General features: G+C 61.9%; 14 protein-coding genes. 9 read left to right on the forward strand and 5 right to left on the reverse strand.

Annotated elements, in window-relative coordinates; genetic code table 11:
• Window positions 1-6: 6 nt before the first annotated feature.
• The 5 genes from ACEOAC_RS18135 to gshA form a co-directional block, all read right to left on the reverse strand.
• The gene (locus ACEOAC_RS18135) at window positions 7-792 is read right to left on the reverse strand and encodes an ABC transporter ATP-binding protein (RefSeq protein ID WP_180670733.1); all 786 of its coding nucleotides are present in this window, start codon (window positions 790-792) and stop codon (window positions 7-9) included.
• Window positions 793-1,300: 508 nt separating this feature from the next.
• Entirely contained in the window at window positions 1,301-3,097 is a 1,797-nt protein-coding gene (lpdA, locus tag ACEOAC_RS18140) for a dihydrolipoyl dehydrogenase (protein ID WP_413628497.1), read from the reverse strand.
• Window positions 3,098-3,138: 41 nt separating this feature from the next.
• Window positions 3,139-4,794, reverse strand: a complete 1,656-nt coding sequence (gene aceF / locus ACEOAC_RS18145; protein WP_413628498.1) for a dihydrolipoyllysine-residue acetyltransferase — start codon at window positions 4,792-4,794, stop codon at window positions 3,139-3,141.
• A 190-nt stretch (window positions 4,795-4,984) separates the two neighbouring features.
• Window positions 4,985-7,681: a pyruvate dehydrogenase (acetyl-transferring), homodimeric type gene (aceE, locus tag ACEOAC_RS18150; RefSeq protein WP_006465305.1), complete on the reverse strand. Its 2,697-nt coding sequence runs from the start codon at window positions 7,679-7,681 to the stop codon at window positions 4,985-4,987.
• 524 nt (window positions 7,682-8,205) lie between these two features.
• Window positions 8,206-9,801 (reverse strand): glutamate--cysteine ligase, encoded by a 1,596-nt coding sequence (gshA, locus tag ACEOAC_RS18155; RefSeq protein ID WP_102661329.1) that lies wholly within the window; start codon window positions 9,799-9,801, stop codon window positions 8,206-8,208.
• A 294-nt stretch (window positions 9,802-10,095) separates the two neighbouring features.
• Between gshA and folD the strand changes: the two genes are divergently transcribed.
• The 9 genes from folD (at window position 10,096) to ACEOAC_RS18200 (ending at window position 20,908) form a co-directional block, all read left to right on the forward strand.
• Window positions 10,096-10,941: a bifunctional methylenetetrahydrofolate dehydrogenase/methenyltetrahydrofolate cyclohydrolase FolD gene (gene folD, locus ACEOAC_RS18160; protein WP_077237849.1), complete on the forward strand. Its 846-nt coding sequence runs from the start codon at window positions 10,096-10,098 to the stop codon at window positions 10,939-10,941.
• 59 nt (window positions 10,942-11,000) lie between these two features.
• Complete coding sequence (locus tag ACEOAC_RS18165) at window positions 11,001-13,076, forward strand: M3 family metallopeptidase (protein ID WP_413444090.1); 2,076 nt, start codon at window positions 11,001-11,003, stop codon at window positions 13,074-13,076.
• A gap of 121 nt (window positions 13,077-13,197) precedes the next feature.
• Window positions 13,198-13,617 carry a DNA polymerase III subunit chi gene (locus ACEOAC_RS18170; RefSeq protein ID WP_241811930.1) on the forward strand — a complete coding sequence of 140 codons (420 nt, stop codon included), beginning with the start codon at window positions 13,198-13,200 and terminating at the stop codon, window positions 13,615-13,617.
• Window positions 13,618-13,633: 16 nt separating this feature from the next.
• On the forward strand, window positions 13,634-14,071 hold the full coding sequence (locus tag ACEOAC_RS18175; RefSeq protein ID WP_241811931.1) for a hypothetical protein: 438 nt from the start codon (window positions 13,634-13,636) through the stop codon (window positions 14,069-14,071).
• A gap of 191 nt (window positions 14,072-14,262) precedes the next feature.
• Window positions 14,263-15,573: a D-amino acid dehydrogenase gene (locus ACEOAC_RS18180; protein WP_006465311.1), complete on the forward strand. Its 1,311-nt coding sequence runs from the start codon at window positions 14,263-14,265 to the stop codon at window positions 15,571-15,573.
• Between the two features lie 346 nt (window positions 15,574-15,919).
• The gene (lpxO, locus tag ACEOAC_RS18185; RefSeq protein WP_006465312.1) at window positions 15,920-16,819 is read left to right on the forward strand and encodes a lipid A hydroxylase LpxO; all 900 of its coding nucleotides are present in this window, start codon (window positions 15,920-15,922) and stop codon (window positions 16,817-16,819) included.
• 550 nt (window positions 16,820-17,369) lie between these two features.
• Entirely contained in the window at window positions 17,370-18,437 is a 1,068-nt protein-coding gene (locus ACEOAC_RS18190; RefSeq protein ID WP_006465313.1) for a GGDEF domain-containing protein, read from the forward strand.
• A gap of 275 nt (window positions 18,438-18,712) precedes the next feature.
• Window positions 18,713-19,783, forward strand: coding sequence for an asparaginase (locus ACEOAC_RS18195; protein ID WP_077237844.1), 1,071 nt, complete (start codon window positions 18,713-18,715; stop codon window positions 19,781-19,783).
• 414 nt (window positions 19,784-20,197) lie between these two features.
• A complete protein-coding gene (locus tag ACEOAC_RS18200; protein ID WP_006465315.1) occupies window positions 20,198-20,908 on the forward strand; it encodes an SDR family NAD(P)-dependent oxidoreductase in 711 nt (236 codons plus the stop codon).
• Window positions 20,909-21,010 lie beyond the last annotated feature (102 nt).

Genomic DNA, 21,010 nt, shown 5'->3' on the forward strand with positions numbered 1-21,010 from the left:
GTGAAATCAGTGCAGCTCGGCGGTCTCTTTGCCCACCTTGAGCAGTTCCATCAGGCGCCCTTGCAAGGGGCCGATCTCGGGCAGCTTGCGACGCTCCAGCGGGTTGTCGCGGAACGGCAGGTCCACCACGATTTCCTCGACGATGGTGCCGGGACGCTCGCTCATGACCAGCAGGCGGTCCGACAGGGCGATGGCTTCCACCAGATCGTGGGTGATGAAGAGCGCGGTCTTCTTCTTTTCGTAGAGCATCTTGGCCAGGTCCTGCTGCAGCACCATCTTGGTCTGCGCATCCAGGGCCGAGAAGGGTTCGTCCAGCAGCAGCACCTGCGGGTCCACCGCCAGCGTGCGGGCCAACGCAGCGCGCTGGCGCATGCCGCCGGAGAGCTGGTACGGGTAATGCTCTTCAAAGCCCTTGAGGTGGCACTTGGCCAGCAGCTCGTCGGCGATGCGTCGGCGCTCGGCCTCGCGCATGCCGTCGATTTCCAGGCCCAGGGTGACGTTGGCGCGGATATTGCGCCAGGGCATAAGCAGGTCCTTCTGCAGCATGAAGGCCACCTTGCGGACCGGCTTGGTCACGCGCTCGCCGCTGACGAAGACTTCGCCTTCGGTGGGCAGGTAGAGACCGGCGCCCATGTTGAGCAGGGTGCTCTTGCCACAGCCGGAGGGGCCGATGATGGAGACCACCTCGCCGCTCTTGATGGACAGGTTGACGTTGGTGACAGCGGCGCGCGCTTGCGCCGTCTGGCGATCGACAAAGCTTTTGCCGACCTTGCGGAATTCGATTTCGATCATGTTGCCTCTGCTGATTGTCATAGCGCGCTGTTGCGCCCCAGCTATTCTTCCCGGCTGCCGTCTCTGCGGACGGGTGCCTCCTGCCGGGCACCGAAACGTTCCATATATGAAACAGCAATTTATATATGGGAGATATTCGCAGTCAATATAGCAGATATCTCAAAACAAAATGACTTATTTTGTTCCATATATGAACTGATGGTTTATATAAAAACCGTTTTGCTCGTTTTACGCAAACAGCGTGCCAGGCTGGAAAGCCTGATTTCTGCGCTTTCCGCGGCTGGGAACTCACCAAAGACAGGCATGCAGCGCCGCACCGGTGCGCCTTTTGCACCGTGGCGGCCGCTGTCGCGATGACGAGACACTGTTGGCATGGTGGAAATGAAGACGCCGACCTATCAGGTCGGCGAGATGGAGAGAGATCGACAGTGAGAAAGGCAGCAGATAGCCCCAAAAAAAATCGGCGGACCATCTGGTCCGCCGATTTGGCTGTTGCTGCTCGCTACACTTATTTCTTCCGCTGCGGCGGCAAGTCCGTGCAATGACCTTCGGCCACTTCCGCGGCCATGCCCAGGGACTCGCCCAGGGTCGGGTGCGGGTGGATGGTCTTGCCGATATCCACGGCGTCCGCGCCCATCTCGATGGCCAGGGCCACTTCGCCGATCATGTCGCCGGCATGGGTGCCGACGATGCCGCCGCCGATCACGCGATGCGTTTCGGCGTCGAAGAGCAGCTTGGTGAAGCCTTCCGAACGGCCATTGGCCACGGCGCGACCGGAGGCGGCCCACGGGAAATGGCCCTTCTCGATCTTGATGCCCTTTGCCTTGGCTTCGTCTTCGGTCACGCCGACCCAGGCCACTTCCGGATCGGTGTAGGCCACCGAGGGGATGACGCTGGCGTCGAAGAAGCTCTTCTCGCCGGCAATCGCTTCAGCAGCGACGTGGCCTTCATGCACGGCCTTGTGCGCCAGCATGGGCTGGCCCACCAGGTCGCCGATGGCGAAGATGTGCGGGACGTTGGTGCGCATCTGCTTGTCCACCGGGATGAAGCCGCGATCACCCACGATCACGCCGGCCTTGTCGGCCGAGACCTTCTTGCCGTTGGGGCTGCGGCCCACGGCCACCAGCACCAGGTCGTACAGTTGCGGCTCGGGGGCGGTGGCGCCGGCTTCGGCGGCTTCGAACGTCACCTTGATGCCTTCGGCCAGGGCTTCCACGGCCACCGTCTTGGTCTTGACCATGACGTTGTCGAAGCGCTTTTCGTTGAACTTCTGCCAGACCTTGACCATGTCGCGATCAGCGCCCTGCATCAGGCCGTCCATCATCTCGACCACGTCGATGCGCGCGCCCAGGGTGGAATAGACGGTGGCCATTTCCAGGCCGATGATGCCGCCGCCGATGACCAGCATGCGCTTGGGCACCTGGCGCAGTTCCAGCGCGCCGGTGGAGTCGACGATGCGCGGATCCTGCGGCACAAAGGGCAGGTTCACCACCGAGGAACCGGCGGCGATGATGGCGTGCTTGAACTGCACCACCTTCTTGCTGCCGTCAGCGGCGGTCACTTCGATGTGGTTGGGGCCGGCGAACTGGCCGTCACCATTGACCACCGCCACCTTGCGCGCCTTGGCCATGCCGGCCAGGCCGCCGGTCATGGTGCCGATGACCTTGTCCTTGTAGCCGCGCAGCTTGTCGATGTCGATCTCGGGCTTGCCGAAGGTGACACCGTGCGAGGCCATGGCGGCGGTCTCGTCGATCACGGCGGCCACGTGCAGCAGGGCCTTGGAGGGGATGCAACCGACGTTCAGGCAGACGCCACCCAGGGTGGCTTCGCGCTCGACGATGACCGTGTTCAGGCCCAGGTCGGCGGCGCGGAAGGCGGCCGAGTAGCCACCGGGGCCACCACCGAGCACCATGACGTCGCACTGCATGTCGGCGCGGCCGCCTAAGCTGGCAGCGGCCGGGGCGGCTGCGGGGGCAGCGGGTGCAGCAGAAGCGGCTGGAGCGGCAGCAGGCGCTGCGGCGGACGGTGCAGGCGCGGCGGCAGGCGCCGGCGCTGCGGCAGCTTCGCCGCTGGCTTCCACCAGCAGCAGCAGCGAACCTTCGGCGACCTTGTCACCGACCTTGACCTTGACTTCCTTGACCACGCCGGCCGAGGAAGACGGGATTTCCATGCTGGCCTTGTCGGATTCGACGGTGATCAGGGACTGATCGACCTTGATGGTGTCGCCCACCTTGACCATCACCTCGATGACTTCGACTTCCTTGAAATCCCCGATATCGGGGACCTTGACTTCAGAGAGACTCATTGTCCTGGCTCCGTAATGTTCTGTGGTTCGCTAGTGGCGGCTTACAGCAGCGACTTGCGCAGGTCACCCAGCACCTCGGCCAGGTAGGCCGAGAAGCGAGCGCCCATGGCGCCGTCGATGACGCGGTGGTCATAGGACAGCGAGGTCGGCAGCATCAGGCGCGGGGCGAACTGCTTGCCGTCCCATACCGGCTTGATGATGGACTTGGACAGGCCCAGGATCGCCACTTCCGGCGCATTGATGATGGGCGTGAAGGCGGTGCCGCCAATGCCACCCAGCGAGGAGATGGTGAAGGTCGCGCCTTGCATGTCGGCCGGCTTCAACTTGCCGTCACGGGCTTGCGCGGACAGTTCGCCCATCTCGATGGCGATCTGGCCGATGCTCTTCTGGTCGGCGTTCTTGATGACCGGAACCACCAGGCCGTTCGGGGTATCGGCGGCGAAACCGATGTTGTAGAACTTCTTGAGGATCAGGTTCTCGCCCTTGGCATCCAGCGAGGAATTGAAGGCCGGGAATTTCTTCAGCGCCGAGACGCTGGCCTTGATCACGAAGGCCAGCATGGTCAGCTTGACCGGCGACTTGGACTTGGCGAAGGCATCGTTGGATGTCTTGCGGAATTCTTCCAGCTCGGTGACGTCGGCTTCGTCGAACTGCGTCACGTGCGGGATCATCACCCAGTTGCGATGCAGGTTGGGGCCGCTGATCTTCTTGATGCGCGACAGGGCCAGCAGTTCGGTCTCGCCGAACTTGCTGAAGTCCAGCGACGGCCACGGCAACAGGTTCATGCCGGCACCGCTGCCATTGGTGGCAGGGGCGGCGGCGACCGAGGTCGAACCGGCCATGACGCCCTTGACAAAGTTCTGCACGTCGATCTGCAGGATGCGGCCCTTGGGGCCGGTAGCCGGCACACGCGACAGGTCCACGCCCAGTTCGCGGGCGAACTTGCGCACGGACGGCGAGGCGTGGGCCTTGCCGCCGGTGCTGGTAGCCGAGGCGGTGGCGATGACCGGTGCGGCGGCAGCCGGGGCCGACGCTGCGGGCGCGGCAGGGGCAGCTGCGGCGGCAGCCGGGGCAGGTGCAGCAGCGGCAGCAGGTGCGCCACCGACGGCTTCGATGGTGGCGATGATGCTGCCCTTGGCGACCTTGTCACCCAGCTTGACCTTCAGTTCCTTGATCACGCCGGCGTGGCTGGAGGGAATCTCCATGCTGGCCTTGTCGGATTCCACGGTCAGCAGGGACTGCTCGGCCTTGACGGTATCGCCGACCTTGACCATGACTTCGATGACTTCCACTTCCTTGAAGTCGCCGATGTCGGGGACTTCAATCTCGACCGTACCACCGGCGCCAGCAGCCGCAGGAGCTGCAGCGGCTGGCGCGGGTGCGGGGGCAGAGGCCTGGGCGGCAGCCGGCGCAGCGGCGGCGGCTTGCGGGGCGGCGGCTTGCGGTGCTGCCGCAGCGCCCTCGCCTTCGACGATCAGCAGCAACGAACCTTCGGCGACCTTGTCGCCGACCTTGACCTTGATTTCCTTGACCACGCCCGCCTGGGTGGAGGGGATTTCCATGCTGGCCTTGTCGGATTCGACGGTGATCAGGGACTGATCGACCTTGATGGTATCGCCGACCTTGACCATCACCTCAATGACTTCGACTTCCTTGAAATCGCCGATGTCCGGGACTTTTACTTCGACTTGACTCATCTGATGCGCTCCGTTGTTCTGTTCCCAGGCCCAGGGCCGGGAGGGATATTCGCAGTAGGGAAGGTGCTGCCGCAAAGCCATTGCATCTTAAGCGATCTGGCTGCGGCCCTTCCCGTTTTTGTGGCAGTGCCGGACACGACACATCCCCGCGATCAGCAGGCTGAGGCGGGGATGGTCGGTCGGGCGGTCCTTACACGGTCACCGGATTGGGCTTGTTGGGATCGATGCCGTACTTGGCGATGGCCTGGGCCACCACTTCGGGCTTGATCTTGCCTTCATCGGCCAGCGACTTCAGGGCAGCCACGGTGACGAAGTGGCGGTTCACCTCGAAGAACTCGCGCAGCTTGGCGCGGGTATCCGAGCGGCCGTAGCCGTCGGTGCCCAGCACCTTGTAGGAGCGGCCCTTGGGCACGAAGGCGCGGACCTGCTCGGCGTAGGTGCGCATGTAGTCGGTGGAGACCACGATCGGACCTTCGGTACCTTCCAGCGATTGCTCGAAGTAGCTCTTCTTGGCGGTGTCGGCCGGGTGCAGCATGTTCCAGCGTTCCACGTCCTGGCCTTCGCGGGCCAAGAGGGTGAAGGAAGGTGCGGACCAGACGTCGGCGTCGACCTTCCAGTCGTCGCGCAGCAGTTCGGCGGCGGCGATGACTTCGCGCAGGATGGTGCCGGAGCCCAGCAGTTGCACGCGCAGCTTGTTTTCCTTGCCGCCTTCGTTCAACAGGTACAGGCCCTTCAAGATGCCCTCTTCCTGGCCTGCCTTGATACCAGGGTGGGCGTAGTTCTCGTTCATCACGGTGATGTAGTAGAACACGTCTTCCTGGTTGGCCACCATGCGGCGCAGGCCGTCATGGATGATCACGGCGACTTCGTGGGCGAAGGTTGGGTCGTAGGGGATGCAGTTCGGGATGGCCGAAGCGAACACGTGGCTGTGGCCGTCTTCGTGCTGCAGACCTTCACCGTTCAAGGTGGTACGACCGGCGGTGCCGCCGATCAGGAAGCCACGGGCGCGCATGTCACCGGCTGCCCATGCCAGGTCGCCGATACGCTGCAGACCGAACATCGAGTAGTAGGTGTAGAACGGGATCATCACGCGGTTGTTGGTCGAGTACGAGGTCGCCGCAGCGATCCACGAGCTCATGCCACCGGCTTCGTTGATGCCTTCCTGCAGGATCTGGCCGGCCTTGTCTTCGCGGTAGTACATCACCTGGTCCTTGTCGACCGGTTCGTACAGCTGGCCGACCTGGCTGAAGATGCCGATCTGGCGGAACAGGCCTTCCATACCGAAGGTACGGGACTCGTCGACCATGATGGGCACCACGCGCGGGCCCAGGTTGGGGTCGCGCAGCAGCGCGGTCAGCACGCGGGAGTAGGCAGCGGTGGTGGAGATTTCACGACCTTCGGCGGTCGGCTCCAGCATGGCCTGGAAGGCCGACAGTTCCGGCACCGGCAGCTTTTCGTCAGCGTGCGGGCGACGTTGCGGCAGGTAGCCGCCCAGGGCCTTGCGGCGCTCGTGCAGGTACTGCATTTCCGGGGTGTCGTCGGCCGGCTTGAAGAACGGGATACTGGGCAGCTCGGCGTCCGAGATCGGCAGCTGGAAGCGGTCGCGCATGGCGCGGATGGCTTCGTCGTCCAGCTTCTTGGTGTTGTGCGCGGTGTTGCGCGCTTCGCCGGCCTTGCCGAAGCCATAGCCCTTGATGGACTTGGCCAGGATCACGGTGGGCTGGTCCTTGGAGTCCTGCGCGACCTTGAAGGCAGCGTAGATCTTGTGCGGGTCGTGACCGCCACGGGTCAGGCGCCAGATATCGTCGTCCGACATCTTGGAGACCATTTCCAGCAGCTTGGGATGCTTGCCGAAGAAGTGCTTGCGCACGAAGGCGCCGTCCTTGGCCTTGTAGTTCTGGTACTCGCCGTCGACGGTTTCCATCATCACCTTCTGCAGGATGCCGTCCTTGTCCTTGGCCAGCAGCTCGTCCCAGCCGCTGCCCCAGATGACCTTGACCACGTTCCAGCCGGCGCCACGGAAGTCGGACTCCAGTTCCTGGATGATCTTGCCGTTGCCGCGCACCGGGCCGTCCAGGCGCTGCAGGTTGCAGTTGACCACGATGACCAGGTTGTTCAGTTTTTCACGACCGGCCATGCCGATGGCGCCCATCGATTCCGGTTCGTCCATCTCGCCGTCGCCACAGAAGGCCCAGACCTTGCGGTTGTCGGTCTTGGCGATGCCACGGGCGTGCAGGTACTTCAGGAAGCGTGCCTGGTAGATCGCCATCAAGGGGCCCAGGCCCATGGAGACGGTCGGGAACTGCCAGAATTCCGGCATCAGCTTGGGGTGCGGGTAGGACGACAGACCGTGACCATCGGCTTCGCGGCGGAAGTGGATCAACTGGTCTTCGGACAGGCGGCCTTCCAGGAAGGCGCGTGCATAGATGCCGGGCGAGGAGTGACCCTGGATGTAGAGCAGGTCGCCGCCGTGATCTTCAGTCGGGGCGTGCCAGAAGTGATTGAAACCGATGCCCAGCATGTTGGCCAGCGAGGCGAAGGAAGACAGGTGACCACCCAGGTCGCCGTCCACGCGGTTGGCCTTGACCACCATGGCCATGGCGTTCCAGCGCATCCACGAGCGCAGGCGCTCTTCGTATTCCAGGTTGCCCGGGCAGTGCTCGCCCTGGTCGGCCGGAATGGTGTTGACGTAGGCGGTATTGCTGGAGAAGGGAATATGGGCACCACGGCGGCGGGCCAGATCGACCATGCGTTCCATCAGGTAGTGGGCGCGATCCGGGCCTTCCTTTTCGATCACTGCTTCGAGGGCGTCGAGCCACTCCTGGGTTTCCATCACATCGGGATCGTTGGCGGCCTGCGCCAGAACTTGATCGATTTGGGCTGACATGTCATGTCTCCTGGTTGTTGAGAGATCCGTCCGGTCGGATAGACCTGGCGGGTCGGTCGGTTCATTCGGTACGCTGCCGCCGGCAAGTGATGCAGGAAGACCATTCCGTTGCCTGTGCTACAACCCTTCCCGGCCCGTGGGGCAAGGCTTTGGAGGCGGAACAAGCTTAAATGTACGGTCTTCCAGCCGTGTGGACGACGAATTTTATCAGGGAATTTTCGATTTTCAAATTACGATAATCGATTTCATAATGCGAAAATATGCTGCAAAGCGGCATGAATAGGCGCTTTGCGGGCCTCGTATTTTTACTGTATCGCCTTGGGAGAGGGGTTTTCTTGCCCTGTTTGCAATGCGGCAAAGTGGCCTGAACTACCTGAAAAATCAGGGTTGGCCGTGTTGACGTGAAGCAAATGGATTCACCTGCTGAGCTTGCCAGCGGCAATCACATTCCGCCACGACCAGCCCGATCGCCGGCCGTAGCGGAATTACGCTACAGAACTTGCTCTATATAAATGAAGCGATGTTCAGATCGCGATATTGCCCAGTGTGCTGGCGCGATAGGCGGCGACGAAGGTATCGAAGTCGCCGATCTGGGTACGCTCGATGTCGCGCTGCGCATCCAGCGAGGCCTGGGCGATGGCCACGAAGTCAGCCGTCTTGGCGGCCGACAGAGGCCGGGCGCGCAGCTGCTCGGCCTGGCGGCGGCTGTTGGCCAGGGTGAAACCGGGGAAGGAGTTGCCGGCGGCGCGGATTTCACGCAGCACCTGGGCCGACGGGGTGGCATCGGGATCGGCCAGCTTGCCGCGCTGCACGGCCAGGCTGTCGCGATGCTGGCTGCCGCCCAGTTGGCGATCCAGCAGTTCGGCTACCGGTGCCATGCGGTCCAGCAGTTGCTCGCCCCAGTCCTTGAGCAGGATGGATTCGCCCTTGAACTGCAGGTGCAGGCCGGGACGACGGCCTTCCTTGACGGTGGCGAGGAAGTTGGCGCGGTTTTCCACGCCCTCCTCGTCCGAAGTCAGGCAGCTCGATTCCAGCGCCAGGAAATGCAGGAACACATCCAGGAAACGCGCTGCCTCCAGGCCGATGCCCAGCGGGTTGAAGGGATCGATGTCCATGCAGCGCACTTCCACATACTGCACACCGCGCGCCGACAAGGCCTGCACCGGGCGTTCGCCGCTGTTGATGACGCGCTTGGGACGGATCGAAGAGTAGAACTCGTTTTCGATCTGCAGGATGTTGGTATTGATCTGCACCCACTCGCCATCGCGCTTGGTGCCGATGGCTTCATAGGGCGGATACGGTTCACTGACCGCATGCGAGAGGCTACGGATGTAGGCCGGCAGGTTGTTGTAGTGCGGCGTGATGTTGGCCTGGGCGTGGTTCTGGTAACCCAGGTCGCTCATGCGCAGGCTGGTGCCGTAGGGCAGGAAGAGCGTGTCCTCGGACAGCGTCTCCAGCTGGTGCGCACGACCGCGCAGGAAGTTGGTGGCCACCGCCGGCGAGGCACCGAACAGATACATCAGCAGCCAGCTGTAGCGACGGAAGTTGCGGATCAGGGCGATATAGCGCTCGGACTGGTAATCCCGGCGCGACAGCGTGGGGTCGACGGTGTCGTCCTCGTCGCGCAGCACTTCCCACAGGTCTTCACTCACCGAGAAATTGTAGTGAATACCGGCGATGCATTGCATGGTGCGGCCATAGCGCAGCGCCAGGCCGCGCCGGTAGACATGCTTCAACATGCCGATGTGGGAACTGCCATACCAGCCGATGGGAATCTCGTCTTCCGGCGGCAGCACGCAGGGCATGGAGGCATTCCACAGCAGTTCACCGTCCAGCTTGGTATAGGCGAAGCGATGGATTTCATCCAGGCGCTGCAGCGCATCGGCGATGTCGGGCATGGCCGGGGTGATGAACTCCAGCAGCGATTCCGAATAGTCGGTGGTGATCAGATCATTGGTGAGGGCCGAACCCAGTGCCGGCGGATGGGGCGTGCGGGCCAGATTGCCCTGCTCATCCACCCGCAGCGTCTCCCGCTCCACACCGCGCAAGCCCTGACTCAGCAACGCAAGATGTTGCGGCTGGGAAAGCTGTTGCAGGCGGCGGGTGAGGAGATCGGTCATGCGCAAATCCTTGTAACTAGAGGGGAACTGTGAGGCTGCTGCGGTGAGGCTGCTGCGTTTGGTTGCGGGAGCATAACCGAAATTGAACATTCCCGTCGTACGCTGCCCCAAAAGCGATTGTCGTCCAAAACCATCTGCTTTTATTTCAAAACAAACAACATGTGACCAGCAGCGCGCATGTCACTCCGTCCCCGGCCTGGCTTTATAATCACGGGTTCCGGCGCACCGCGCCCCAGTCGCCCCGGCTCGCCCGGGAGCTTTCTTCCTAGCCCTGCCTTTTTTGCCTTCATTGCCATGTCTGCCCAACTGATCGACGGAAACCTGCTCTCCCAACAACTGCGCGCCGATGTCGCCAAGCGCGCCGCCGCCCTCACCGCCCAAGGCAAGCAACCCGGCCTGGCCGTGATCCTGGTGGGCGACAGCCCGGCTTCCCAGGTCTACGTGCGCAACAAGGTCAAGGCCTGCCAGGACAATGGTCTTCACTCCGTGCTGGAAAAATATGAAGCCACGATGACGGAAGCCGAACTCCTGGCCCGCATCGACGCCCTCAACCAGGACCCCAAGATCAACGGCATCCTGGTGCAACTGCCGCTGCCGGCCCATATCGATTCGCACAAGGTGATCGAAGCCATCGCGCCGGAAAAGGACGTGGACGGTTTCCACGTCAGCAATGCCGGCCTCCTGATGACGGGCCAGCCGCTGTTCCGCCCCTGCACCCCTTATGGCGTGATGAAGATGCTGGAATCCATCGACTACCCGGTCCGCGGCGCCAATGCCGTGGTGGTGGGCGCCTCCAACATCGTCGGCAAGCCGCAGGCCATGTTGCTCTTGCAAGCCGGCGCCACCGTCACTATCTGTAATTCCAAGACCCGTGACCTCGGCCACCACACCCGCCAGGCCGACATCCTGGTGGTCGCCACCGGCAAGCGCAACATCGTCACCGCCGACATGGTCAAGCCCGGCGCCGTCGTCATCGACGTCGGCATGAACCGTGATGACAACGGCAAGCTGTGCGGCGACGTCGATTTCGCCAATGCCCGCGAAGTCGCCGGCTGGATCACCCCGGTGCCGGGTGGCGTGGGTCCGATGACCATCACCATGTTGCTGGTCAACACCATCGAAGCTGCAGAACGTACCTAAAACCGCATCACCTCCCGAGGGCGCCACGCCGGCGGGAGGCTTCAGAGAAACGAGAATCCATGACCACCACCGACATCGCCGCCAATCCCCTGCTCGACTTCTCGGGCTACGCCCAGTTCGACGCCATCGCCGCCGAGCACGTCACCCCGGCCCTGGACAAGCTGCTGGCCGATGCCAGCCGCCTGGTCACCGAACTGGAAGCGCCGATGGCCGAGGTCACCTGGGACAATTTCGTCGAACCGCTGGAGTCCGCCACCGAAAAACTGGGCCGCGCCTGGAGCGTGGTGGGCCACCTGAACTCGGTCATGGATACTCCGGCCCTGCGCGCCACCTACAACGAGAACCAGCCGCGCCTGGTGGAATTCTGGACCTCGCTGGGCCAGAACCTGGCGCTGTTCGAGAAGTACAAGGCGCTGCAGGCCAGCCCGGCCTTCGCCTCCCTGTCGGCCGCACGCCGCAAGGTGGTGGACAATGCGGTGCGCGATTTCCGCCTCTCCGGCGCCGAGCTGCCGGAAGAGAAGAAGGAACGCTTCGCCGAGATCCAGGAAAAGCAGGCCATGCTGACCACCCGCTTCTCGGAAAACGTGCTGGACGCCACCAATGACTTCGGCCTCTTCGTCGAGGACGAAGCCGAACTCTCCGGCCTGCCGGCCGACGTGAAGCAGGCCGCCGGCGCCGCGGCCGAGAAGGATGGCAAGCCCGGCTACAAGTTCACGCTGCACTTCCCGTCCTATTTCCCGGTGCTGCAATACGCCGACAACCGCGCCCTGCGCGAGAAGATCTACCGCGCCAACGCCACCAAGGCCTCCGAGCTGGGCGCCAAGCCGGAATGGGACAACAGCGGCAACATCGACCAGATCCTGCAGCTGCGCAAGGAAGAAGCGCAATTGCTGGGTTACGCCAACTTCGCCGAGGTGTCGCTGGTGGCCAAGATGGCCAAGTCGCCCTCGGAAGTGATCGCCTTCCTGGAAGACCTGGGCCAGCGCGCTCGCCCCTTCGGCCAGAAGGATTACGAAGAACTGAAGACCTTCGCCCGCGAAAAACTGGGCCTGGAGGAGCTGAAGGCCTGGGACAGCACCTATGCCTCGGAAAAGCTGCGCGAACAGCGCTACGCTTTCTCGGAGCAGGAAGTGAAGCAATATTTCCCCGAGCCCAAGGTGGTGGGCGGCCTGTTCCAGGTCGCACAGCAACTGTTCGGCGTGCAGATCAAGCCCGATACGGCCCCGGTCTGGCACAAGGACGTGAAGTTCTTCCGCATCGAACGCGACGGCCAGTTGGTCGGCCAGTTCTATCTCGACCTGTATGCCCGCTCCGGCAAGCGTGGCGGCGCCTGGATGGATGACGCCCGCGCCCGCCGCCTCACCGCGCAAGGCGTGCAGACCCCGATCGCCTATCTGGTCTGCAACTTCACCGAACCGGCGGTGGTCGATGGCGTGGCCAAGCCGGCCCTGTTCACCCATGACGAAGTGATCACCCTGTTCCACGAGTTCGGCCACGGCCTGCATCACATGCTCACGCAAGTCGATGAAGTGGGTGTCTCCGGCATCTCCGGCGTGGAATGGGACGCGGTGGAACTGCCCTCGCAGTTCATGGAAAACTTCTGCTGGGAATGGGACGTGCTGCAGCAGCTGACATCCCACGCCGAGACCGGCGAACCGCTGCCCCGTGCGCTGTACGACAAGATGATCGCCGCCAAGAACTTCCAGTCCGGCCTGCAGATGCTGCGCCAGGTGGAGTTCTCCCTGTTCGACATGCTGATCCACCATGAATATGAAGTCGGTGGCAGCCAGACTGTGCAGCAACTGCTCGACAGCGTGCGCGACCGCATCGCCGTGATCCGCCCGCCCGAGTTCAACCGCTTCCAGCATTCCTTCTCGCACATCTTTGCGGGCGGCTATGCAGCCGGTTACTACAGCTACAAGTGGGCCGAGGTGCTGTCTGCCGACGCCTACAGCGCCTTTGAAGAAGCCGCGGTGACCGGCGGCAACGTGATCTCGCTGGAAACCGGACGTCGCTTCCAGCAGGAAATCCTGGCTGTCGGTGGCTCCCGTCCGGCCATCGAGTCCTTCAAGGCCTTCCGTGGCCGCGAGCCCAGCATCGATGCCTTGCTGCGGCATAGTGGCATGGCGGCCTGAGTCGCTGACGAACGGCTTCGCAAGACGGCCAGCACGGCCCGCCCCGATGGCGGGCCGTTTTTCTTTGGCCTGGCCGCCGCCGCGGATGGCATGCTGCAGCGCGAGCCACTATACTGGCGGGATGACCCGAATCGATTTCCATAGCAACGTCCCGCAAAAGATCGCCTACGTCTGCCGACTGGTGCGCAAGGCGCGTGCGTCCGGCGCCATGCTGGTGCTGCGCAGTCCCGACCGCGCCGAACTGCAACAACTGGACCAGGCGCTCTGGAGCTTTTCCGAGCAGGATTTCCTGCCTCACGTGATGGCCGGCGATCCGCTGGCATCACAGACGCCCATCATCCTCACCGGCGACGACGCCGCCGAATTGCCGCATCACCAGATACTGATCAACCTCGGCACCGATACGCCGGCCCATTTCGCCCGTTTCGAACGCTTGCTGGAAATCATTTCCGCCGACGACGCCGACAAGGCCGCCGGCCGCGACCGCTACCGTTTCTACAAGGAACGCGGCTATCCGCTGTCGCACCATGTGGCGGCCTGAGGCCCACGCTCCAGACATGAACCACGACGACAACAGCATCCCCCTCCTCACCGAGATCATCCCGCTGGCGCCGGCTGCCCCGGCCGCGCAGGATTACGCCGCGCCGATGCAACCGGGTGCCTTTCACACGCAACCTGCGGCCACCCACTATCAGGCGCCCGCGGCTGCAACGCCCGTAATGTCGCCCATGGCCCCGCCCCCTCAGGTCACGCCGGCCGCCGAGCAGTACCGCCAGTGGGAACAGGAAATCCGCGAAAACGTCCTGCAAAGCCTGCTGGAGCGCGTCGATACCGTGCTGCACCAGCATCTGCAGGACCAGATGGCGCTGGCGCTGGACCATCTTTCCGATATCGTGATGCAGCGCGTCAGAGAAGGCCTGCGCGACGCCCTGGCAGAAACGGTGGAGCGCGCCGTAGCCGAAGAGATGGCGCGCTTCTCGTCTTCAAAAAAGTAAATCCTGATGGATTTTTCTTTTCATTTTGAATAAACCATCTGCATTCGGCTTTTGATTCACAAAAATTCTGCCCAGTATTGATTACATCGGCAATCACGCTTTTCTTACAATGCTTGCATTGTTCGCATCGTCCAATGGCGGTGTGAAGTCCGAAAAACACCAGCAAGTTCATGCAAAACCGGGAGAGTGGGATGAAAGTGATCGTATTGGGCGCAGGCATTATCGGAACCGCTTCCGCCTGGTTCCTGAAGAAGCAGGGTTACGACGTCACCGTCATCGAACGCCAGCCCGGCGCGGCGCAGGAAACCAGCTTTGCCAACGGTTGCCAGATTTCGGTGTCGCACGCCGAACCCTGGGCCAACCCGGCCGCCCCGATGAAGGTGCTCAAGTGGCTGGGCAAGGAAGACGCCCCCCTGCTCTATCGCTTCCGCCCCGAATGGCTGCAATGGAAATGGGCCGTGGCGTTCCTGCGCGAATGCACCGCCGCCCGTACCGACGAGAACATCCGCAACATCGTCGCCCTGTGCGAGTACAGCCGCCAGACCCTGCAGGCGGTGCGCGCCGAAACCGGTATCCAGTACGATCACCTGACCCGCGGCATCCTTCACTTCTACACTGAAGAAAAGGAATTCCAGGACTCCCTGCCGGCCGCCAAGCTGATGCGCGACCTGGGCTGCCCGCGCGAGTCCATCGGCGCCGACGAAGTGATCCGCATCGAGCCGGCACTGGCCTCGATCCGCAACAAGATCGTCGGCGGCGACTTCACCGCCACCGATGAATCGGGCGACGTCTTCAAGCTCACCACGGGCCTGGCCAAGAAGAGCGAGGAAGCCGGCGTCGAGTTCCGTTATTCCACCACCATCACCCGCCTGATCACCGAAGGGGCCGGCGCCGCCGCCCGCGTGACCGGCGTGGAGATCATCAACCCGGATGGCCGCCATGAAGTCCTGACGGCCGATACCTTCGTGGTCGCCATGGGCAGCTTCTCGCAGCAACTGGTCAAGCCACTGGGCATCGACCTGCTGCTCTACCCAGGCAAGGGCTATTCGGCCACCTACAAGGTCATCAACCCGGATGCTGCGCCCAGCGTCTCGCTCACCGACGACGGCTACAAGCTGGTGGTTTCGCGTCTGGGCGACCGCCTGCGCGTGGCCGGTACCTGCGAACTCAACGGCTATGGCCGCGAGCTCAACACTACCCGCTGCGAGGCCATCACCCGCCGCACCCGTGAACTGTTCCCCGACGGCTGCGACTACGAGAACCCGACCTACTGGACCGGCCTGCGTCCGCTGACCCCGTCCAACGTGCCTTACGTGGGCAAGACCAGGTTCGCCAACCTGTACCTGAACACCGGTCACGGCACCCTGGGCTGGACCATGGGTTGCGGCTCCGGCCGCGCCATCGCCGAGATCGTCGCCGGCCGCGTGCCGGAGATCGATTTCGCCTTCACCGGCCTGCCGCGCTGGAACCGCGCACGCCAGGTGGTAACCCAGGCCGCCTGATCACAAAGCTTCAGCTTCCCGCAAAAGGACCGGAATTTCCGGTCCTTTTTTCATGCGCGTTTGATCTGGCGCATCGCCACCCCGGCATGAAGAAACATTCATATATAGCCGCGCGGGGCGCTTACAAATATGAACTTCCCCTTGGTGTAGAATCCCCGCTTGCTCTGCGTCGCTGCGGCTTGGCCGCAGTTTGTGCAGCCTCGGGGATTTCAGCTCATCAGCACGCATCTAGCGCCTTTCGGCTGCCTTTGCCGTTGATCCTTCCCGAATCGACCCCATCTGGACGAACATCCGTCACTGCATTTTCCTTCACTTGGAAAGGCAGGCAACATCAAAGGACCCTGCAATGAAGTGGGCAATAGTCTTCATCTATATTTTTTCCATCCTGTTCATCCACTTCCGTGGACGCGTGCGCCTGCCCTTCCTGCGCCAGTTCTTCGACCACTCGTCGATCATGTCGCCGATCAATCTCTTCATGTACGCCTTTTCGCGCGTGCCGGCGGTGCCGTACCCCGCGGTGAAGGAGTTCCAGGACCTGGCCCTCATCGACCAGAACTGGGAAGTGATCCGCGACGAGGCCGTGGCCCTGCGTGAAATGGCCAAGATCAAGGCCGCCGAAAAGAATGACGATGCCGGCTTCAACTCCTTCTTCAAGGCCGGCTGGAAGCGTTTCTACCTGAAGTGGTACAACGCCAGCCATCCGTCGGCCGAAAAGTTCTGCCCCAAGACGGTGGAAATCCTCAAGCGCATTCCCAGCGTGAAGGCTGCCATGTTTGCCGAACTGGCCCCGGGCGGCACGCTCAATCCGCACCGTGACCCGTTTGCCGGTTCGCTGCGCTATCACCTGGGCCTGGTCACGCCCAACGACGACCGCTGCTTCATCGAGGTCGACGGCCAGCGCTACAGCTGGCGCGACGGCCAGAGCGTGGTGTTCGACGAGACCTTCATCCACTGGGCACAGAACGGCTCCGAGACGAACCGTATCATCCTCTTCTGCGACGTCGAGCGTCCGCTGCGCTATCGCTGGGCAGAAGCCATCAACGGCTTCCTCGGTCGCACCATGATGACCGCTGCGGCCTCTCCCAACGAAACCGGCGACCAGACCGGACGCGTGAACAAGCTGTTCCGTTTCGTCTGGCTGGCCGGGCAATATCGCCGCCGCTTCAAGAACTGGAACAAGACCGTCTACAAGATCACCAAGTTCGGTCTCATCATCGCAGTGGCGCTGCTGATCATCTATGCCTGAGGCACAGAACGACGGCAGGACAGGCCTGCCAATGCGCAAATGATATAAACGAAATCGCCGGCCATTTGACCGGCGATTTTTTTATCGTGGATTCGCAAAATGTCGACTGCGATTGTCACTTGATGAGAGCTGAGCCGACTAATGCCGAGCTTTGCATCATCCGTCGCAAGCCCGCCTCCCGTATGGCTCCGCAGTGCAGCATGGAGACCTGGTCGAAAAGGAAAAATCAAAAGTCACGCAAACGCCTACGTAAGTAAAAATCAAATACAGCATAAAATTTCCATGCGGAAATGAAACGGTATTTTTCGATGATGAATTGTAGAAACTGCTTCATCCGAGCGCATACCAGCGTGTAAAATCTTTCTGCTTCCGTGCTAGCTTCATGGCGTAATTCTTGCATCCTGGCTGGGCCGCATTCCTCGGGGAGAGGTATTGCGACCGGCTGCTGCCAACACTCGCCTCGTACTCATTGATCGCATGTAAGCGTCCGCTGCCGACCTCGCGGACCAAGCGCAAGCCGAGTACCGACCATACATAGAACAATGGGCTCATGCAGGACATCGACGACGAGATGAAAAAACCGCTGCTCAAGCATCTGGTAGAGATCACGGCCCATCGGGAGCATTCCCGCCTGGCCATCTCGGTCATCTCCGCGCTGTACCAGCTCACCGGCGTGCAAAGCATCCGCATGCTGGAAATCTTCACCATGCGCGACGAGCACTACGTGCAAGAGAAGATGGTCATCCGCGACGGCATCGTCCATACCATTGCGGAGCACACCAACGACGATCCCAAGGAAGCCCTGTCCTCCTATCCGGCCATGATGGCCTGCATCCGCAATCATCTGAACGAATACCAGGAAACCACGTCCGACGGCACGCATGTGCTGTGGCTGCCGGTGTGGCTGCACGGGAAGATGAACTCCTGCCTGGAACTGCGCAGCGAGCACGTGCTGGCACCGGCGACGATGGAAGTGATCCACGGCGTCTTCCACATCTACTGCAATTACCAGAGCCTGCTGGACTACAGCGAGCGCGATGCGCTCACGGGCCTGTTCAACCGCAAGACCTTCGACGAACAATTCACCCGCTACGCCTTCGCCATCGCCCCGCACGAGGCACACTCGATGGAGAAGGACGAGCGTCGCCACGACAGCAACGACGAGCCCAAGGGCCATTGGCTGGCTGTGGTGGACATCGATCACTTCAAGCAGGTCAATGACCGCTACGGCCACCTCTACGGCGACGAAGTGCTGATCCTGGTGGCCAACATCCTGCGCGCCTCGTTCCGCGCGCACGACCGCATCTTCCGCTTCGGCGGCGAGGAATTCGTGATCCTGCTACGCGCCACCACGCTTTCGGACGCCCGCAAGATCTTCGATCGCTTCCGCCAGAACGTGCAGGAATACGATTTCCCGCAGGTGGGCAAGGTCACCGTCAGCCTGGGCTTCGTCAACATCGCCCGCGAGACGCCGGTGGTGATCCTGGGTCATGCCGACCAGGCCCTGTATCACGCCAAGAAAAGTGGCCGCAACCGCATCTGCTATTACCAGGAACTGGTCAATTCGGGCGTGCTGCGTTCCGGCATCACCACCAACGATACGGTGGAATTCTTCTAGGGCCTCACTCGACAACGCCCTTGTCAGCCGGCCGCACAAGCGGCCTTTTTTTCGCCTCGCACCGGCGGCACAGGCAGTCGAAAAGTTCATGCATAGTGCGCATCCGCTCATGTTTTAAAAGCATGAGACAGCACGGCAGCGCTTTCGTATGATCGCCAACGTTCGATGCTCACCGTACGAACTCATCCCGCGATCCGCTTGCAGACAAGCATCAGAAACGAAACAGAAGCGTGATCGCCCGTCGCTACCCCACGCGTACCAGGAGACCTATAAAAATGCAGCAGACACACTTCAAGAAAACCGGCGCCGTCCTGATCCTCTCGCTGGCCTGCGCCTTCGCGGCACAGGCCCAGGACAAGAAGCCCAACGTGGTCGTCATCGGCACCGGCGGCACCATTGCCGGCGCGGGCGCCTCCAGCGTCAACACTGCAGCCTATCAATCGGCCGTGGTGCCGGTGGACAAGATCATTGCAGCCGTCCCGGAGATTTCCAAGATCGCCAATGTGCGCGGCGAGCAGATCTTCCAGATCGGCAGCGAGAGCTTCAATGACGAGCGCCTGATCAAGCTGGGCAAGCGCGTCTCCGAACTGCTGAAGCAGGGCGACGTGGATGGCATCGTCATCACCCACGGCACCGATACCATCGAAGAGACCGCCTACTTCCTGAACCTGGTCCTCAAGAGCGAAAAACCGGTGGTGGTGGTCGGCTCCATGCGTCCGGGCACAGCGCTGGGCGCAGACGGTGCGCTGAACCTGTATGACGCCGTGCTGGTGGCCGGCAGCAAGGAAGCCGCCGGCAAGGGCACGCTGGTGGTGATGAACGATGAAATCCACTCCGGCCGCGACGTCACCAAGAGCAACACCTTCAAGGTCGAGACCTTCCGCTCGCCCTACGGCCCGCTGGGTTACGTGGTGGAAAACAAGCTGAGCTTCTACCGCCTGCCGGCCCGCCCGCACACCACGCAGACCGAGTTCGACATCGACAAGATCAGCAGCCTGCCGCGCGTGGACATCGTCTACAACTACGGCAACGTGAGCCGCACCGCCTATGACGCCTTCGTCGCGGCCGGCGCCAAGGCCATCATTCACGATGGCACCGGCAACGGCAGCGTGGCCGAACAGATCGTGCCGGTCTTGCAGGAAGTGCGCAGCAAGGGCGTCCAGGTGATCCGCGCCTCGCGCACCGGCAGTGGCGTGGTGATCCGTAACGGCGAGCAGCCCGACGACAAGTTCGACTGGGTAGTGACCGACGACCAGAACGCCCAGAAGGCACGCATCCTGGCCGAACTGGCACTGACCAGGACCAACGATCCCAAGGAACTGCAGAAGATCATGTGGAAGTATTGATCTACGGATCTGAAAAGAGTTTGAAGCAGACGTATTGCACTGCCCCGATATTTGAAAACGATATAAATCATTTTTCGATTCAGGATATCAACTGCTTCTGTTGCTCCGGGCCCCGCTTAGGCGGGGCCTTTTTTTCTGGCGCAGTGAAACGAGAATCCGGTCGTCTGTTCCTTGTCGTGGCGATAGAACGGCTTTTTCCGTTCGCACGAATACGTTGGACAAGACTTGTGCAGACGCTCTTTCGTCAGCTTGCGCTCTCTGGGCGCACCTCTCCCGGCATGGCCGGAGGTGCTTCGAATGCTGTTTTCGCAAAAATGAATTGCCGCGCTGGCGGATTGTTGTCGGGCAGGGGCGCTCCTATCATTCCCCCTGTCGAGTTCGTATCGATCACAACATTTCCTGAAGAGGTAAATCATGAGTGCAGCAAAAAAAGTAGCCATCGTCACCGGCGCATCGCAAGGTATCGGCGCGGAAATCGTCAAGGCGTATCGCAAGCTCGGTTATCGCGTGCTTGCAAGCTCGCGTACGATCAAGCCATCGGATGATGCCGATATCATCACCGTCGCCGGCGATATCGGCGACCGATCGACCGCGCAACGCATCGTATCGGAAGCGGTTGCACGCTTCGGCCGCGTCGATACGCTGGTCAACAACGCCGGCATCTACATCGGCAAGCCATTTACCGAAAACACTGTCGAAGACTACAACGCCATCATGAACGTGAACATGGCGGGCTTTTTCCACATCACCCAGCTGGCCCTGACCGAAATCGAAAAGCAGGAAGGTGGTCACGTCGTCACCGTTACCGGCAGCATCGACAATGGCATGAGCGGCGGCGTGTACACCGGATTGGCCGGCCTGACGAAGGGTGGCCTGAACGCGGCAACGCGGGCGCTCGCCATCGAGTATGCGGAAAAGCGCATCCGCTTCAATGCCGTTGCACCAGGCGTCATCAAGACGCCGATGCACGCGGAAGAAAATCTCAAGTTCTTCGGTAAATATCATCCGCTGGGGCGCATTGGCGAAGCCGGTGAAGTCGCAAGCGCTATCACCTTCCTCGAGACCGCCGAGTTCATCACCGGGGAAATCATCCACGTGGACGGCGGCCAGCACGCCGGCCGGTAAGCGGCCATCCGGATGAAGGGCCCGCGCCATGCGCGAGGCTCGATGCCACTCCGCTGGACAGCCAGATATTTCTCATGGTGGATGGCAATCCCCATGTTCTAC

This window comes from Herbaspirillum frisingense, from assembly GCF_047325095.1.
Taxonomy (GTDB): domain Bacteria; phylum Pseudomonadota; class Gammaproteobacteria; order Burkholderiales; family Burkholderiaceae_D; genus Herbaspirillum; species Herbaspirillum frisingense.

Excerpts from the sequence above, each read along its gene's own strand:
- ACEOAC_RS18195 (WP_077237844.1), top strand. The coding sequence starts at position 18,713 with ATGCAGCAGACACACTTCAAGAAAACCGGCGCCGTCCTGATCCTCTCG.
- aceE (WP_006465305.1), bottom strand. The coding sequence starts at position 7,681 with ATGTCAGCCCAAATCGATCAAGTTCTGGCGCAGGCCGCCAACGATCCC.
- folD (WP_077237849.1), top strand. The coding sequence starts at position 10,096 with ATGTCTGCCCAACTGATCGACGGAAACCTGCTCTCCCAACAACTGCGC.
- lpdA (WP_413628497.1), bottom strand. The coding sequence starts at position 3,097 with ATGAGTCTCTCTGAAGTCAAGGTCCCCGATATCGGGGATTTCAAGGAA.
- gshA (WP_102661329.1), bottom strand. The coding sequence starts at position 9,801 with ATGACCGATCTCCTCACCCGCCGCCTGCAACAGCTTTCCCAGCCGCAA.
- ACEOAC_RS18190 (WP_006465313.1), top strand. The coding sequence starts at position 17,370 with ATGCAGGACATCGACGACGAGATGAAAAAACCGCTGCTCAAGCATCTG.
- lpxO (WP_006465312.1), top strand. The coding sequence starts at position 15,920 with ATGAAGTGGGCAATAGTCTTCATCTATATTTTTTCCATCCTGTTCATC.
- aceF (WP_413628498.1), bottom strand. The coding sequence starts at position 4,794 with ATGAGTCAAGTCGAAGTAAAAGTCCCGGACATCGGCGATTTCAAGGAA.
- ACEOAC_RS18180 (WP_006465311.1), top strand. The coding sequence starts at position 14,263 with ATGAAAGTGATCGTATTGGGCGCAGGCATTATCGGAACCGCTTCCGCC.
- ACEOAC_RS18200 (WP_006465315.1), top strand. The coding sequence starts at position 20,198 with ATGAGTGCAGCAAAAAAAGTAGCCATCGTCACCGGCGCATCGCAAGGT.
- ACEOAC_RS18170 (WP_241811930.1), top strand. The coding sequence starts at position 13,198 with ATGACCCGAATCGATTTCCATAGCAACGTCCCGCAAAAGATCGCCTAC.
- ACEOAC_RS18175 (WP_241811931.1), top strand. The coding sequence starts at position 13,634 with ATGAACCACGACGACAACAGCATCCCCCTCCTCACCGAGATCATCCCG.
- ACEOAC_RS18135 (WP_180670733.1), bottom strand. The coding sequence starts at position 792 with ATGATCGAAATCGAATTCCGCAAGGTCGGCAAAAGCTTTGTCGATCGC.
- ACEOAC_RS18165 (WP_413444090.1), top strand. The coding sequence starts at position 11,001 with ATGACCACCACCGACATCGCCGCCAATCCCCTGCTCGACTTCTCGGGC.